Annotated in this window: 16 protein-coding genes; 9 read left to right on the top strand and 7 right to left on the bottom strand. The window is 73.1% G+C overall.

Translation table 11 applies throughout. From position 1 onward, the window contains the following. Positions 1-16: 16 nt before the first annotated feature. From ispF to T328_RS32655, 3 genes are all read right to left on the bottom strand, one after another. The gene (gene ispF, locus T328_RS32645; RefSeq protein ID WP_496499856.1) at positions 17-616 is read right to left on the bottom strand and encodes a 2-C-methyl-D-erythritol 2,4-cyclodiphosphate synthase; all 600 of its coding nucleotides are present in this window, start codon (positions 614-616) and stop codon (positions 17-19) included. Then, positions 606-1,415: a 2-C-methyl-D-erythritol 4-phosphate cytidylyltransferase gene (gene ispD / locus T328_RS32650; protein ID WP_496499857.1), complete on the bottom strand. Its 810-nt coding sequence runs from the start codon at positions 1,413-1,415 to the stop codon at positions 606-608. The genes ispF and ispD overlap by 11 nt, the downstream gene beginning before the upstream one ends. A 571-nt stretch (positions 1,416-1,986) precedes the next feature. Further along, entirely contained in the window at positions 1,987-2,469 is a 483-nt protein-coding gene (locus T328_RS32655) for a CarD family transcriptional regulator (RefSeq protein WP_018836077.1), read from the bottom strand. A 561-nt stretch (positions 2,470-3,030) separates the two neighbouring features. Here T328_RS32655 and T328_RS32660 point away from each other — a divergent pair. Beyond that, positions 3,031-3,744, top strand: coding sequence for a hypothetical protein (locus tag T328_RS32660; RefSeq protein ID WP_496499858.1), 714 nt, complete (start codon positions 3,031-3,033; stop codon positions 3,742-3,744). Between the two features lie 111 nt (positions 3,745-3,855). On the opposite strand, the gene phoP is transcribed toward T328_RS32660, so the two are convergent. Continuing rightward, on the bottom strand, positions 3,856-4,536 hold the full coding sequence (phoP, locus tag T328_RS32665) for a two-component system response regulator PhoP (protein ID WP_496499859.1): 681 nt from the start codon (positions 4,534-4,536) through the stop codon (positions 3,856-3,858). A 97-nt stretch (positions 4,537-4,633) separates the two neighbouring features. Continuing rightward, the gene (gene phoR / locus T328_RS32670) at positions 4,634-5,920 is read right to left on the bottom strand and encodes a two-component system sensor histidine kinase PhoR (RefSeq protein WP_496499860.1); all 1,287 of its coding nucleotides are present in this window, start codon (positions 5,918-5,920) and stop codon (positions 4,634-4,636) included. A gap of 169 nt (positions 5,921-6,089) precedes the next feature. On the opposite strand from phoR, the gene phoU reads away from it, so the two are divergent. Continuing rightward, the gene (gene phoU, locus T328_RS32675) at positions 6,090-6,767 is read left to right on the top strand and encodes a phosphate signaling complex protein PhoU (protein WP_496499861.1); all 678 of its coding nucleotides are present in this window, start codon (positions 6,090-6,092) and stop codon (positions 6,765-6,767) included. Positions 6,768-7,278: 511 nt separating this feature from the next. Here phoU and T328_RS32680 read toward each other — a convergent pair. After that, positions 7,279-8,037 carry a phosphoglyceromutase gene (locus T328_RS32680; protein WP_496499862.1) on the bottom strand — a complete coding sequence of 253 codons (759 nt, stop codon included), beginning with the start codon at positions 8,035-8,037 and terminating at the stop codon, positions 7,279-7,281. A 154-nt stretch (positions 8,038-8,191) separates the two neighbouring features. On the opposite strand from T328_RS32680, the gene T328_RS32685 reads away from it, so the two are divergent. From T328_RS32685 to T328_RS32715, 7 genes are all read left to right on the top strand, one after another. Further along, positions 8,192-9,553 (top strand): MDR family MFS transporter, encoded by a 1,362-nt coding sequence (locus tag T328_RS32685; protein ID WP_496499863.1) that lies wholly within the window; start codon positions 8,192-8,194, stop codon positions 9,551-9,553. Positions 9,554-9,584: 31 nt separating this feature from the next. Beyond that, positions 9,585-9,881, top strand: coding sequence for a hypothetical protein (locus T328_RS32690; protein ID WP_496499864.1), 297 nt, complete (start codon positions 9,585-9,587; stop codon positions 9,879-9,881). Further along, entirely contained in the window at positions 9,878-11,071 is a 1,194-nt protein-coding gene (locus T328_RS32695; protein ID WP_496499865.1) for a putative T7SS-secreted protein, read from the top strand. Before T328_RS32690 ends, T328_RS32695 begins: the two co-directional genes overlap by 4 nt. Then, complete coding sequence (locus T328_RS32700; RefSeq protein ID WP_496499866.1) at positions 11,059-11,733, top strand: hypothetical protein; 675 nt, start codon at positions 11,059-11,061, stop codon at positions 11,731-11,733. Before T328_RS32695 ends, T328_RS32700 begins: the two co-directional genes overlap by 13 nt. Positions 11,734-12,114: 381 nt before the next feature. Then, entirely contained in the window at positions 12,115-12,966 is an 852-nt protein-coding gene (locus T328_RS32705; protein WP_496499867.1) for a class I SAM-dependent methyltransferase, read from the top strand. Positions 12,967-13,296: 330 nt separating this feature from the next. Next, positions 13,297-14,646, top strand: coding sequence for a D-inositol-3-phosphate glycosyltransferase (mshA, locus tag T328_RS32710; RefSeq protein ID WP_496499868.1), 1,350 nt, complete (start codon positions 13,297-13,299; stop codon positions 14,644-14,646). Beyond that, positions 14,639-15,148 (top strand): type III secretion system chaperone family protein, encoded by a 510-nt coding sequence (locus T328_RS32715; protein WP_496499869.1) that lies wholly within the window; start codon positions 14,639-14,641, stop codon positions 15,146-15,148. The genes mshA and T328_RS32715 overlap by 8 nt, the downstream gene beginning before the upstream one ends. On the opposite strand, the gene T328_RS32720 is transcribed toward T328_RS32715, so the two are convergent. Then, positions 15,117-15,764 carry a TetR/AcrR family transcriptional regulator gene (locus T328_RS32720; protein ID WP_496499870.1) on the bottom strand — a complete coding sequence of 216 codons (648 nt, stop codon included), beginning with the start codon at positions 15,762-15,764 and terminating at the stop codon, positions 15,117-15,119. The two genes, T328_RS32715 and T328_RS32720, sit on opposite strands and share 32 nt — an antisense overlap. Between the last annotated feature and the right edge of the window lie 71 nt (positions 15,765-15,835).

The following is a 15,835-nucleotide window of genomic DNA, read 5'->3' on the forward strand; positions in this document are numbered from 1 at the left end:
TGGCGGAAGGTCCACGTCACCCGGGCGGCGGCAGGACGAGCGCGGTGGCGATCGCCGCCAGGCCCTCGCCGCGGCCGGTGAGGCCGAGGCCGTCGGTCGTCGTGCCGGAGACCGACACCGGCGCCCCGGCGGCGGCCGAGAGCGCCGCCTGCGCCTCCGCGCGCCGCTTGCCGATCTTCGGCCGGACGCCGATCACCTGGATCGCGACGTTGCCGATGTGGAAGCCGGACGCCCGGACGATACGGGCCGCCTCACCGAGCAGCGCGACGCCCGCGGCGCCGGACCACTCGGGGCGGTCGGTGCCGAAGTGCGCGCCGAGGTCGCCGAGGCCGGCGGCGGAGAAGAGCGCGTCGCAGGCGGCGTGGGCGGCGACGTCGCCGTCGGAGTGCCCGTCGAGGCCGTGGCTCTCGCCCTCCCAGAGCAGGCCGGCGCACCAGAGTTCGCGCCCCTCGGCGAAGGCGTGCACGTCGGTGCCGACGCCGACGCGCGGCAGCACGGCGTACGGACCGGGCGCGCCGGCCGGCGACGTCGGGCCGCCCGGCGAAGTCGCGGCGCCCGGCGAACTCGCGCCGCCAGGCGAACTCGCGTCAGAAGGCGACGTTCCGTCAGAAGGCATCGGTCGCCCTCCTGCGCGCCAGCACGGCCTCGGCCAGCACCATGTCCAGCGGCCTCGTCACCTTGAACGCCTCCTCGTGCCCGGGTACGAGCACGACCTCGACGCCCAGCCGCTCGACCATGCCGGCGTCGTCCGTGGCGCCCTCGCCGGCCGCGGGCACCTTCTCGTGGGCCTCGGTCAGCACCCGGCGGTCGAAGCCCTGCGGGGTCTGCACGGCGCGCAGCGCGGCCCGCTCGGGCGTGGCGACGACCGGTTCCGGGTGGCCCGGCTCGCCGCCGGGCACGACCTGCTTGACGGTGTCGGTGACGGGCAGCGCGGGCACGACGGCGGGCGCCCCGGCCCGTACCGCGGCGGCGACGGCCTCCACGGTGTCCACCGGGACCAGCGGGCGGGCGGCGTCGTGCACGAGCACGACGCCGACGTCGTCGGGGAGCGCGGCGAGGCCGAGGCGTACGGAGTCCTGGCGGGTGTCGCCGCCGGGGACGACGACGACCTCGGTCGAGTCGAGGTGTTCGAGGTGGTCGTCGAGCAGGGTGCGCACCTGCGCAGTCTCACCGGGCGGGCCGACGACGACGACCAGGGACACCGCGCGGGCGCGGGCGAGGGCACGTACGGCGTGCACGAGCATCGGCGTGCCGCCGAGGGCGCGCAGAGCCTTGGGCGCGCCGGGGCCGAGCCGCACTCCGCGGCCGGCGGCGGGGATCACCGCGGCGCATCTGTGCGGACCGACCGGGTCCGAGTGGCCGGGCCGGGTCTCCACGGACGCGGCGGGCGAGTCGGACGAGCCTGACGGAGACATTGCGGTGTTCAGGTTTGTGTCCTTGGACGACATGGGTATGGCCAAAAGCGTGCCGGGCACGACGCTTCGTGCCCCCACCGCGGAGTTCGCTGTCGACCCCCTTCCGTGACGCAGATGGTCGAAGCAGCTGCCCGGGCCCGGCACGGCGTTGTCCACATGAAAGCGGGACAGCCGTCGGCCCGGCGCACCGCACGCGAGCATACGCACGCGCGGCACGGGAGCCTACGGCTGCCCCCCGGAAACCGGCACACTTTCAGGCCGTCGGAACGGACGTGAAAGGACGAGCGGGGACAAACGGACGGACGGACCACGAAGGACCTGACCGGGCGGCACCCCGGGCGGCGTCAAGGCCGACACGGGGACGAGCAGACACGGAACGACCAGACGCGGAACGACCGCGGCAGCCCGGACAAACGGCACCGGCCACGGGCGGCTTGGCACTACGGAACCGCAGCGCTGTGAAACCGCAGCACTACAAAACCAGCGCCACAGAACCAGCCACAAAGCCCTCGGCGCCACAAAACGAAGCGCCGCCGAGCACTGCTGCTCAGCCGTGCGACCGTTCAGCCCTTCAGGACGCCAGCACCTCGTCGAGCAGCGCCTCCGCCTTGTCCTCGTTCGTGCTCTCACAGAGCGCCAGCTCGCTCACCAGGATCTGGCGAGCCTTGGCGAGCATGCGCTTCTCCCCTGCGGAGAGACCGCGCTCACGCTCCCGGCGCCACAGGTCCCGGACGACCTCCGCGACCTTGATCACGTCACCCGACGCGAGCTTCTCCAGGTTCGCCTTGTACCGCCGCGACCAGTTGGTGGGCTCTTCGGCATACGGCGCACGCAGCACCTCGAAGACCCGCTCCAGCCCTTCCTGGCCTACCACATCGCGTACCCCGACGAACTCGGCATTGTCCGCCGGCACGCGCACCGTCAAGTCGCCCTGCGCGACTTTCAGCACCAAGTAGGTCTTGTCCACACCTTTGATCTGGCGAGTTTCGATGGCCTCAATCAGCGCGGCCCCGTGATGGGGATAGACCACGGTGTCGCCAACCTTGAACGTCATGTGACAGGTACCCCTTCCGTGGCTATCCAGGGTAACACGGGACAGGCCGCTTCTGAATGGCGTTTGCGCAGGTCAGGGCCCGTCTCGGGGCTTGACAACCGACCCTCGAACGTGCTGCGCCCCGCGCCGGAATCATGGTTTCCGCAGGTGAGATGGCGTCTGCCGGAAACCCGAAACATGAAGGTCACCTGCCGCCGGAAGGATCGACAGGGCGGCGAACGTCCCGATTTGTCGGAGTCTGCCGGTGAAGTCGTGCTGCTCCGTTCGGCCGATCACGATCAAATCCGGCCGGATTCCCTGAATTGATCACGCGGGTGTGATCGATATCTGCGTTCTCCCTCCGCCGGTGTTCCCCCGCGTCTTCCAACACCGCTTCCCGCGCAGATATTGCCGGGGATTAGCACGACCGTACGCGCGGGCGTGAGCGAGGCGCGCGCGGGCGGGCGGGAGAGGGCGGGTCGGGTCCGTGCGCTCAGAGGGGGGTCGGTACTGTTCCTCCAGCACCGCCACCCACCGCAAGCAAGCCGAACCGGCCCTCACGTCCAAGGAGATGCCGCCGCCGTGAGCAGCAGCAGCATTCGACGCGGCACGCTCGCCGCGACCGCCCTCGCTCTCTCGCTCGCCGTCCTCACCGCGTGCGGTGCGGGCAACAACGCCGAGACCCTGAAGATCAACCCCGACAACGCGCGTGTCACCGCCGGCGACATCCGGGTCCAGAACGCCGTGGTGATCACGCCGCCGGAGGACACGGTGGGGCCGGCCGCGGTCTCCGCCCGCATCTTCAACAACGGCGACCGGGACCAGACGCTGGACCGGCTGACGCTCGCGGACAGCGGTGAGGAGCTGGTGCTGGCCGGTGAGAACGGCCGGGGCGGCGTGGTCGTGCCGGCGGGCGGCGCGGTGATGCTGGGCGGCGAGGGCAACGCCTCCGCGGTGCTGCCCGACGGGCACGACGCCGGCCACGGCGCGACGAAGAAGCTCTCCTTCGAGTTCAGCGAGGAGGGCGAGGTGCGGCTCGCCGCGTTCGTCGTCGGGGACGACGACCAGTACGCGGAATTCGCCGCGACCGAGTCCCCGAGCCCGCTGGAGACCGGGACGTCCTCCCCGGACGCCGAGCCCGGCGAGGACGCGGGCACGGACGCCGCGGACGCCTCAACGTCCCCGGACGCGGAGGCGTCCCCGGACGCCGCTACGTCCCCGGACGCCGACGCCGCCGAAGGCGCCCCGGGCACCGATGAGGCGTCGCCCTCGGACAGCCCGGTCGCCGAGCAGTAAGCGGGTACGCACCGGTGCCCCGGCGCGGATGCGCGCCGGGGCCGGGGCGTTCCTTCGTACGACGGGACCCGCACCCCGCCGCACCGGCCGGGCTTACGGGGCCAAGGGGGCTTACGGCTCGAACTTGTAGCCCAGCCCCCGGACCGTCACCAGAAACCGCGGCGCGCCCGGGTCCGGCTCGATCTTCGCGCGCAGCCGCTTCACGTGGACGTCGAGCGTCTTGGTGTCGCCGACGTAGTCCGCGCCCCAGACCCGGTCGATGAGCTGCATCCGGGTCAGCACCCGGCCGGCGTTGCGCAACAGCATCTCCAGCAGGTCGAACTCCTTCAGCGGCAGGTCGACCTTGTCGCCGGCGACCGTCACCACGTGCCGGTCGACGTCCATCCGTACCGGGCCCACCTCCAGGGCCGCCGGCTCCGCCTCCTCCGGCTCGCCGCGGCGGCGCAGGACCGCGCGGATCCGGGCGACCAGCTCCCGGGAGGAGAAGGGCTTCGTCACGTAGTCGTCGGCTCCTATTTCCAGCCCGACGACCTTGTCGATCTCACTGTCCTTGGCGGTCACCATGATGACCGGAACGTTGGACCGACCGCGCAGCTGGCGGCACACCTCCGTGCCGGGCAGCCCCGGCAGCATGAGGTCCAGCAGCACCAGGTCGGCGCCGTTGCGGTCGAAGTCGTCGAGCGCCTCGGGGCCCGTGGTGGCCACGGCCACCTCGAAGCCCTCCTTGCGGAGCATGTACGACAGTGCGTCGCTGAACGATTCTTCGTCCTCGACGACGAGAACCCGGGTCACGCTCTGACCTCCGAGGTGGACGGACAGGACACGGTTGAAGGGGACGAGGGGGCCGCGCGGCGAGGGGTGGGGCCGCGCCGGGCGGTGGGCACGCGGGTCACGGGATGACCTCCGGAGCTGTGTCTGACGCGTCGGTCCCGCCGAACCGGAGCCGGTCCTCGCCGTCGAGGTCCTCCGGGCCGATGAGAGCTCCGCTGCGGCCGGTGTCGTGCCGGCCGCTCTTCGGACGTGCGGCCTCGGGTAGCCGCAGAGTGAAGGTGGAGCCCTGGCCCTCAGCGCTCCACACCGTGACCTCCCCGCCGTGCGAGGCGGCCACGTGCTTGACGATGGCGAGACCGAGCCCGGTCCCGCCGGTGGCCCGCGAGCGCGCCGGGTCGACCCGGTAGAAGCGCTCGAAGATCCGTTCGCGGTCTTTCTCGGAGATGCCGATCCCCTGGTCGGTGACCGTGATCTCGATGAGGTCCCCGCCCGTGGCGGGCATCCGGCGGGCCGCGATGCCGACCCGGGTACGGGCGGGGCTGTAGTTCACGGCGTTCTCCACCAGGTTGCCCAGCGCCGCCGCGAGCTGGCCGCGGTTGCCCCAGACGTGGAGCCCGGCCGTGCCGCCCGTGGCGATGGTGATCTGCTTCGCGCCGGCCTGCTGCCGGCAGCGTTCTATGGCCTCCGCGACCAGCTCGTCGACCCGTACCGGCTCGGCGTCCTCCAGCGGGTCGTCGTTCTGCACCCGGGAGAGGTCGATCAGCTCCTGCACGAGGCTGGTCAGCCGGGTCGCCTCGCCCTGCATGCGGCCGGCGAAGCGCTCCACCGCCTCGGGGTCGTCGGCGGCGTCCATGACCGCCTCGGAGAGCAGGGACAGCGCGCCGACCGGGGTCTTCAGCTCGTGGCTGACGTTCGCGACGAAGTCGCGGCGTACGGCCTCGATGCGGCGGGCCTCGGTCATGTCCTCGACCAGCAGCAGGACGAGCCGGGAGCCGAGCGGTGCGACGCGGGCGGAGACCGCCAGCGCGCCTCCTCCGGAAGCGATACGGCCGCTGCGCCGGGGCAGGTCCAGCTCGACCTGCCGTATCTCGCCGTCGCGCCGGGTGTCGCGGGCCATGGCGAGCATCGGCTCCACGGCCAGCCGGCCGCCGCGCACCAGCCCCAGGGCGTACGCCGCGGAGCTGGCCTTGACCACGGCGTCGGCCTCATCGAGCACGACGGCGGAGGAGCGCAGGACGGAGAGCACGGTGTCCACGCCGGGCGGCAGGACCGCGTCGGTGTGCAGCGAGGTGCGCGTGGGCCTGGTCTGCTCACGCTCGCTCCACCGGAACGCGAGCACGGCGATCACACCGGTGCACAACCCGGCGAGCGCTGCCGCCGCGGCGACCGCCGCGTTCACGTCCATGACTCCAGGTTAGGCACCATGTGGGTTCCTTCCACAGCCATCCGGGTGCCGTCTCGAACACTGGTCGCCAAGAGTTCACTCTCAGGTCGGTCTCGATTCACTAAGTGGCGCATCGTCCCCTGCATGGTGGATGCTGCATAAATCGGCAAAGAGGATGGACGGGACTGGGATGCGCGACTCTTACCACGAGGAGCTCGACTCGATCGGCGAGGGCCTGGTCGACATGGCCCGGCTGGTCGGCTCCGCCATGGGCCGTGCCACGGCAGCGCTGCTCGACGCCGACCTGCAGCTCGCCGAGAGCGTGATCGCGGGCGACGAGAAGGTGGACGACCTGCAGCGCGAGCTGGAGACGCGGGCCATCCAGCTGCTCGCCCGGCAGCAGCCCGTGGCCACCGACCTGCGCATCGTGGTGACCTCGCTGCGGATGAGCGCCGACCTGGAGCGCGCCGGCGACCTCGCGAAGCACGTCGCCAAGCTGGCCCGGCTGCGCTACCCCGGCCGCTGCATCCCGGACGACCTGCACGCCACCGTCCTGGAGATGGGGCAGCTCGCGCAGCGGCTGATGGCCAAGACCGCGGAGGTCATCACCACCAAGAACGTCGACCTGGCGCTGGAGCTGGAGCAGGACGACGACCGGATGGACTACCTGCACCGCAAGATCTTCCAGCGCCTGATGGACGACCGCTGGAAGCACGGCATCGAGACCGCCGTGGACGTGACGCTGATCGGCCGCTACTACGAGCGCTTCGCCGACCACGCCGTCTCCTGCGCGGGCCGGGTGGTGTACCTGGTGACCGGGGAGCACGCCGACGAGCTGAGCGCGACGGCTCCCGTCGAAGGCGCGTAGGGGCGTCGTGCGTAGGGCGTAGGCGCGTAGGGGCGTAGCCGAGGGGGCGCGGGCGCACGCAGCCCGCGCGCGCCGGGCGCGTCCGGGGGCGGCTCACGCGCCGGGCGCGACGCTCGGGGCGTACGGGCTCGCGACGGCCGACGATGCATCCGCGCGCCCGCATGTGCGCCCCGGCGACCGGGGCAGCCTCCCGGTGGAAGGGAACACCCCTGCTAGGAGGTCCCCGTGCCGGAAGAGTTCACCTCCCGCACCCGTCCCGAACCGCGCACCACGGCACCGCCGCCGCGGCTGCGCCCCAAGATGACCCCCCTGCCGCGCCTGAGTTCCTGCGGGTGCGGCTCCGGCTGCTCCTGCGGGTGCCAGTCCGGAGGCGGGTGCAGCTGCGGCGGCAGCTGCGGCTGAGCCCGCGGCCTGCGCCTGCGCCTGCGCCTGCGCCTGCGGCGAAAGACTCCCGCAGCCCCTGCCCTGACGATGCCGGGCAGGGGCTGCGGTGTACGTACGAGGTGTCCCGCTACTTTTTGCCCTGGTTCGCCACGGCCTTGATCGCCGAGGCGGCGGCCTCCGGGTCGAGGTACGTGCCGCCCCTGGCGACCGGGCGCAGGTCGCCGTCCAGCTCGTACGCCAGCGGGATGCCGGTGGGGATGTTCAGCCCCGGGATCTCCTCGTCGGAGATGCCGTCGAGGTGCTTGACCAGCGCCCGCAGGCTGTTGCCGTGCGCGGCGACCAGCACCGTCCGGCCGGTCTGCAGGTCCGGCACGATGCTGTCGTACCAGTACGGCAGGGCCCGCACCAGCACGTCCTTCAGGCACTCGGTCCGCGGTCGCAGCTCGCCGGGGATGTGCGCGTAGCGCGCGTCGTGCGCCTGCGAGAACTCGCTGTCGTCGGCGATCGGCGGCGGGGGCGTGTCGTACGAGCGGCGCCAGGTCATGAACTGCTCCTCGCCGAACTCGGCGAGCGTCTGCGCCTTGTCCTTGCCCTGCAGCGCGCCGTAGTGCCGCTCGTTGAGCCGCCAGGAGCGCCGGACGTCGATCCAGTGCCGGTCGCAGGCGGCCAGCGACAGGTTGGCGGTACGGATGGCGCGCTTGAGCAGCGAGGTGTGGACGACGTCCGGCAGCAGCCCCGCCTCGCGCAGCAGCTCGCCGCCGCGTACCGCCTCCTTCTCGCCCTTGTCGGTGAGGTTCACGTCCACCCAGCCGGTGAACAGGTTCTTGGCGTTCCAGTCGCTCTCTCCGTGGCGGAGGAGGATCAGCTTGTACGGTGCGTCGGCCATGGCTCCGAGCCTAATCGAGCGGGTATCTCCCCACCCCCCGGGCCCGGATTGACGGCAGCCGTCAATTCGGTGGCGTATCGGTGACCCCGCTTCGTAACATCCCCTTGTCGTCAGCACCACTTACATCGCCACTTACATCCAGGGGGGTCCCGCCGTGCCCGTCACCCGCGTCGGACGCGCCGTGCGCGAGACCGTCACCGGGCTGCCCCGCGCGTTCTGGTGGCTGTGGACATCCACGCTGATCAACCGGCTCGGCGGCTTCGTCGCCACCTTCATGGCCCTGTACCTGACGCAGGAGCGCGGCCACTCCGCCTCCTACGCCGGGCTGGTCGCCGCCCTCTACGGGCTCGGCGGCGTGCTCGCCTCGCTCGGCGGCGGCGTGCTCACCGACCGCCTCGGGCGCCGCCCCACGCTGATGCTCGCGCAGTCCGCCACCGCCGTGACCGTCACCGCGCTCGGCTTCACGACCCACCCCGCGGCCATCCCCGCCGTCGCCTTCGCCGTCGGCGTGGCGTCCAACGCCTCCCGGCCCGCGGTGCAGGCGATGATGGCGGACATCGTCCCGCCCGAGCACCGGGTACGGGCCTTCTCGCTCAACTACTGGGCGATCAACCTGGGCTTCGCCATCTCAGCCACCGGCGCCGGCTTCATCGCCGAGTACAGCTACCGGGCCGGCTTCCTCATCGAGGGTGCCCTGACCCTCACCTGCGCGATCGTCGTCTTCGTCAAGCTCCCCGAGTCCCGCCCCGAACGCCCCGCAGGCGCCGAGGACGGCGCCGCGGACTCCGTGGGCATCGGCACAGTGGTGCGCGACGGGCGGTTCATGGGGGTCGTCGGGCTGTCGTTCCTGATCTCGGTCATCTTCACGCAGTCGTACGTCTCGCTGCCCGTGGCGATGGGCGACCAGGGCTTCTCCAGCGCGGACTTCGGGCTCGCCATCGCCATGAACGGCGTCCTGATAGTCGTCCTGCAGATACCCGTGACCCGGCTCATCGAGCACCGCGACCCGGGGAGGCTGCTCGTCTTCTCCTCACTGCTGGCCGGCTACGGGTTCGGGCTCCACGCCTTCGCCGGGTCGGTCGCCGCGCACGCGCTCGTCATCTGCGTCTGGACCCTCGCCGAGATCGTCAACGCACCGACGCAGACCAGCATCGTCGTCCGCCTCTCCCCCGTCCACGCCCGCGGGCGGTACCAGGGCATGTACACCATGTCCTGGGCCGTCGCCGCGCTCGGCGCCCCGCTGCTCGGCGGGTGGGTCATCGACGCCTTCGGGGCGGGGTGGCTGTGGGCGGGGTGCGCGGCGGTGGGCACGGTGACGGCGGCGGGGTACGCGCTGCTGATGCGCGGGCTGCCGACGGAGGACCCGGTGGTGGAGGTAGTGGCGGGCCCGGTGGCGGAGGTGGCGGATTCGGCCACGGAGCCGGCCGCGGAGTCGGCCGAAAACGCCGTTGAAGAATCTCCCGACGACCCAACTGGCAAGCGCATGCGTCACACAGGTAGCGTCAGCCCCTCGTAGATCCCGTCGTTCCCGTCCGAGGGGGGACGCAGTGTCCGACCTGTACATCGACAACGCGATGCTCAAGCGCGTACGCGACAACCTAGCCCATATCGGCGATGTCCTGGACAAGCCGGCCAAGGCGATGGCCGACGTGGACGCCAAGGCCATGGGCGCGAGTGCGCTGGAGCGGCGCATGGACGAGTTCGGCGACGAGTGGTCGTACGGGTTCGGGCAGTTGCGTAAATTCGCCAAGGGTGCGGTGGAGGCGCTCGACCAGATCGAGAAGGGCTTCGCCGACCTCGACAAGGACCTGGCGGCCGCACTGTCCGAGGCGGCGAAGAAGTGAGCGCGCCCACGACCACGGACTTCCCGACGCTGGGCTTCGTGCCCTGCCCCGGCGACTACGACATAGCCAAGGACACCGCCGCCACCGTCCGCCGCACCTCCGACGCGCTGGGCGAGATATGCCGGGTCCTGGAGGGCGCCGACGAGGGCGACTGGCGCGGCAAGGCCGCCGACGCCTTCCGGGCGCTGCTGGCCGACGACTTCCGGCCCAAGGTCAAGGACGCGTACAGCGCCTTCTCCACGGCCCGTACGGTCCTCACCGACTGGGCCGAGAACATCGACCGCCAGCAGCGGGCGGCGCTGCGGCTGGAGGACGAGGCCGCGGAGCTGAAGCGGACGGCGGACGCGGAGGCGAAGAAGGAAGAGGAGAAGAAGGACGAGGAGGGTGAGCGGGGCTCGGGGTCGGGGTCCGGCTCCGGGTCCGGGTCCGACGAGGACCCGCTCGCCGACGTCCGCCGCCGCGCGCGCAGCCTGCAGGACGACTACGAGCAGGAGGGCCGCGAAGCCGCCACCCGGCTGCAGAGGGCCCTCGACATCGCCCCCAACGAGCCCGGCTTCTGGGACAAGGTCGGCGACGCGGTCGGCGGCGCGCTGGAGGCCATCGGACAGGCCGTCATGGACCCGATGGGCACGCTCAAGGAGCTGGCCCCGCTCTTCAAGACGCTCGGCGACATCGCCGGCCTGCTCAGCACCATCACCGGCCTCCTCGCGCTCGTCCCCGGGCTGCAGTTCCTCGGCGCCGCCTCGCTCGCGCTCGCGGGCGTCGCGCTCGTGGCGCACTACCTCTCCGCGGTCGGCACCACCGGCAGCTTCCTCAAGGCGCTGGCCACCAAGGACGTCATCCTCGACGCCGTCGGCTTCGGCCTCGGCAAGCTCGGCGCCCGCTTCGGCGACGAGATCCTCGCCGCCGCGAAGGCCAGCAACCAGCCGACGCGGATGGTCTCCCAGCTCGGCGGCCGGCTGCCGGCCATGGAGCTGCCGATGGGCTACTTCCAGCTCGCGCGCAGTTCCTCGTACAGCATGAGCATGCGCGAGTTCGGCATGCGCACCGGGCAGTACTTCACCACCTGGACCGGCAACGCCTTCACCGCCGAGGGCTCACACGACACCATCGACACCGCCGGGAAGCTCCTCACCTGGGACTTCGGCGGGCTGACGAACACGGACACGGTGGCGCCATGGGCACGCTGACCCCCGGCCGGATCCAGCTGTACGCGCCGGACGACTGGTTCGACCTGATGGCCGACGGCGGCGACCGCGAGGCCACCCGCGCCCGCTGCGCGGAGCTGGTGCGGCTGACGTACCCGCGGACGGCGCCGGAGCGGCGGGAGCAGTTCACCGACGCGCTGGTGGCGTGGCACGACGTGCTGTACGCGGACGGGGTGCTGATGAACGGCATCATCACGGCGCCGCTGCCGAGCAGCGGGGAGCAGGCGGCGTGGCTGGTGTTCGCGGGCGTGGTGGAGGTGCCGGAGAGCCCGTCGGACCTGGACCTGGGCAAGCTGATGACGTCGGTGTTCGCGGAGCACTACAGCGTGGCGCCGGCCTACACGGAGGCGTACGCGACGGACATGGGGATGGGGTTCGGCTTCGTGGCGCAGCCGGCGCTGCCGACGGCGGCGGTGGCGGAGGCGGGGGCGGGGGCCGAGGGCGTCGGTGAGGACCCCGTGCAGGTGGGTCTCGCGGGTGCGTTGGCCACGCCGGTGGGGGGCGGCCTGGGGCTGCTGGTCGTCGGTACGAGCCTGAACCCGCTGCAGGCGGGGGAGTTGGCGGGGCTGGTCGCGGTGATCGCGGGCCGGTCGGTGTTCGTGGACGAGGCGGACGACGAGGGTGCGTACGGGGCGGCGGGCTAGCGCTCGGTGTGCTGTTGCCGGTTGCGAGGGCCGCGCGGGTGGTGGCGGCGTTCACGGTCGCGCTGGTCGTGAGCCCGCGGGTCGCCGCGGGCGCCGCGGGTGTCGGAGCGAGGGCCGGGAGGCGGCAGGGACGCGGCCGGGCACTGCCGGGGTCGCGGTCGAGCGCGGCGCCCGCGGCGGGCAGCGGCAGCCCCGGCGGGCGTACGGGGACGGTGCCGGGCGGGCACGCCGCCAGGACCTCCGCGGCGTGCCGGGCGCGGCGGTGGCGCCGGTGCCCGTGCCGGCGCGGCCGGGGGCGGCGAGCCCGCGGGCGAGGGCGGCGGCGTTGCACGGGCGGTACGGGCCCTCGGGTCTCCGGTGCCCGGCTCGTACGCTGGACCCATGGCGTCCCAGCAGCGGCCCGGGCGGCCCGCGCCCGCCGCGCGCCCCGCGCGGCCAGTCGGGTCGCCGACCCGCGGGACGACCAACCCCAACCGGCTGCGCCGCATGGACCGCTGGATCGCCGCCGCCCACGGCCCCGCCCTACGCCGCACCGCCCGCGCCGAAGGCCGGGCCCTCGCCGTCGACCTCGGCTACGGCGCCGCCCCGTGGACCGCCGTCGAGCTGCTGGAACGGCTCCGTACGGCATGCCCCCGGACCGAGGTCGCGGGCGTGGAGATCGACGCGGAGCGGGTTGCGGCGGCGCGCCCGTACGAGCGCGAAGGGCTGACGTTCCGGCGCGGCGGCTTCGAGGTCCCGCTCCCCGGCGGCGCCCGCCCGGCGCTGATCCGGGCGGCCAACGTGCTGCGGCAGTACGGCGAGGAGGAGGTCCCGGCGGCGTGGGACCGGCTCACGGGGCGGCTCGGCCCGGACGGGCTGCTGGTGGAGGGCACGTGCGACGAGGCCGGGCGGCGGCACGTGTGGGTGGCGCTGGGCCCGGAGGGCCCGCGCACCGTCACCTTCGCCGCCCGCCTCGCGACCCTCGACGCGCCCTCCGGCCTGGCGGAGCGGCTACCGAAGGCGCTGATCCACCGCAACGTCCCGGGGGAGCCGGTGTACGCGTTCCTGCGCGACTTCGACCGCGCGTGGGCGACGGCGGCCCCGTACGCGGCGCTGGGGGCGCGGCAGCGCTGGATCCGCACGGCGAGCGCGCTGTCGGGCGACTGGCCGCTGACGGACGGCCCGGGGCGCTGGCGCCAGGGCGAGCTGACGGTGGCCTGGCCGGCGGTGGCGCCGCGCGGGTGGGCGGCGTAGCGCCCGCGGCAGGCGCGGCTTCGCGGACGCGGCGGTCACCCGGCACCCGGCACCGGGCAGGCCCCGCGAGCACTCCGGGGCCGGTGGCGCCCCGCCCGCACCCGACGGCGGCAGACAACGGCCCCGCGCAACCCGCACGCCGAACTCCGGCTCCCGGCGACAACAACCCCTCGCCCCCACCGCCCGGCACCCCCGCACAACCCGGAACCCAGCCGCGTAACGGACCCCGCCCCGCCCCGCCGCAGCCTTCGCCGGGAATGAACCCGCCACCCCCGGTGTTCACCCCCTCACGGAGGGGATGACGGCGATGTGTGAGGAGGACCAGCGGCCGTGAATCACCACCTGTCCCGGCTGCGCGCCCGCGCGCGCCACCGCCGGCCACGTCGCGTCGCGATGCTCTCCGTGCACACCTCCCCCCTCCACCAGCCCGGCACCGGCGACGCCGGCGGCATGAACGTCTACATCGTCGAGCTGGCCCGCCGGCTCGCCGAGATCGGCGTCGAGGTCGAGGTCTTCACCCGCGCCACCAGCGCCGCCCTCCCCCCGGCCGTGGAGCTGGCGCCCGGGGTGCTCGTACGGCACGTGGCCGCCGGGCCGTACGAAGGGCTGGCCAAGGAGGATCTGCCCGCGCAGCTGTGCGCGTTCACGCACGGCGTCATGCAGGCCGAGGCGAGCCACCGCCCCGGCTACTACGACCTCGTCCACTCCCACTACTGGCTCTCCGGCCACGTCGGCTGGCTCGCCGCCGAGCGCTGGGGCGTGCCGCTGGTGCACGCCATGCACACCATGGCCAAGGTCAAGAACGCCGCCCTCGCCGCCGGCGACAGCGCCGAGCCGCCCGCCCGCGTGATCGGCGAGAGCCAGATCGTACGGGCCGCGGACCGGCTCGTCGCCAACACCGACGACGAGGCCCACGACCTGATCCACCACTACGACGCCGACCCCGGCCGGGTGGCCATCGTCCGCCCCGGGGTGAACCTCGACGTCTTCCACCCCGGCGGCGCCCCGGCCACGGCCAGGGCCGACGCCCGCGCCACCGCCCGTGCCGCGCTCGGGCTGCCGCAGGACGCCTTCGTGCCGCTGTTCGCCGGCCGCATACAGCCGCTCAAGGCCCCGGACGTGCTGCTGCGCGCCGTCGCGCTGCTCCTCGACCGGGAGCCGGCGCTGCGCGAGCGGCTTGTGGTGCCGGTGGTGGGCGGGCCGAGCGGCAGCGGGCTGGCCAAGCCGGAGGCGCTGCAGAAGCTGGCGGCGCGGCTGGGGATTTCCGACGTCGTACGGTTTGAGCGGCCGGTGGCACAGGAGTCGCTCGCGCGCTGGTTCCGGGCGGCGTCGGTGCTGGTGATGCCGTCGTACAGCGAGTCGTTCGGGCTGGTCGCGCTGGAGGCGCAGGCGTGCGGGACGCCGGTGGTGGCGGCGGCGGTCGGCGGGCTGCCGGTCGCGGTGCGCGACGGCGTCACGGGGTATCTGGTCGAGGGCCACGACCCGGCGGACTTCGCCGCCGCGCTGGGGCGGCTCGCCGCCGACCCGGGACTGGGCGCCCGGCTGGGCGCGGCGGCGGTGGGGCACGCGGCGGGCTTCGGCTGGGACGCCTCCGCCCGCGCGACGGCCGACGTGTACGCCGCCGCGGTCGCCGAGCGCCCCCGCGGCGTACGGCCTCGCCTACGATCGCCGCATGGCTGAGGCAGCGAACGTGCACACCGTGGGCAAGGTCGTCGAGGACACCCTCCGGGAGGCGGGGATCGAATACGAGTCGCCCGCGGAGGGCACGTACGTCGCCTCCCTCCCGGGCACGCGGAAGCTGTCGACGACCTGCCAGCTGATCGTCGGCCGGCACTCGCTGTCGGTCAACGCCTTCGTGATCCGCCACCCCGACGAGAACGAGGCCGGCGTCCACCGCTGGCTGCTGGAGCGCAACACCCGGATGTACGGGGTGAGCTTCGCCGTCGACCGGCTCGGCGACATCTACCTCGTCGGCCGGCTGCCGCTGGCCGCGGTGACGCCGGAGGAGCTGGACCGGGTGCTGGGCACGGTGCTGGAGAACGCGGACGGCAGCTTCAACACGCTGCTGGAGCTGGGTTTCGCGACGGCTATCCGTAAGGAGTACGCGTGGCGTACGTCGCGCGGGGAGTCGACGCGCAACCTGGAGGCGTTCACGCACCTGACGCGCGAACGCGATCAGTAGTAGTAGGAGGAGGAGTAGGAGTACGGAGCGAGTTCAGCATCCGCTCCAACGCCGCCCAGGTGTCGGCCAGATCGTCCGGGGCGGCGTCGGCCGCCAGCCACAGCGCCGCCTCGTTCATCGCGCCGGACAGCAGATGCGCCAGCGGCGCCACCGGCTGCCGCACCACGACCCCCGCCGCCACCAGCTCCGTCAGCGCTTCCGTCAGATGACGCGCCGACGCCGCCTCGTCCATCGCCCGCCACTCGCTCCACCCCAGCACCGCCGGCCCGTCGACCAGCATGATCCGCTGCAGCTCGGGGGTGGTGCTGGCGGTCAGGAACTCGTGGCAGCCGGCGGTCAGTCGCCCCCACGGGTCCGCATGCCGCTCCGCGGCCTCCGCCACCCGCCGGCCGACCTCCTGCTGCACCTCCTCCAGCACCGCGCGGAAGAGGTCTGCCTTGCCGTCGAAGTGGTGGTACAGCGCGCCCTTCGTCACGCCGGACGCGCGCACGATCTCGGCCAGCCCCACGGCCCCGTAGCCGCGGCTCGCGAACAGCCGCCGGCTCTCGCGCAGCAGCGCCCGCCTGGTCTGCTCCCGCTGCTCCGCCCTGACTCCGCTTCCGCCGCGCGCGGCCATGCGCACCTCGTTCCCATTTGACGTACCAATGGTACGCGAACTACTGTTCTTGACATACCGATGGTACGTGA

The sequence above is a fragment of the Streptomyces sp. CNX435 genome (assembly GCF_059570575.1).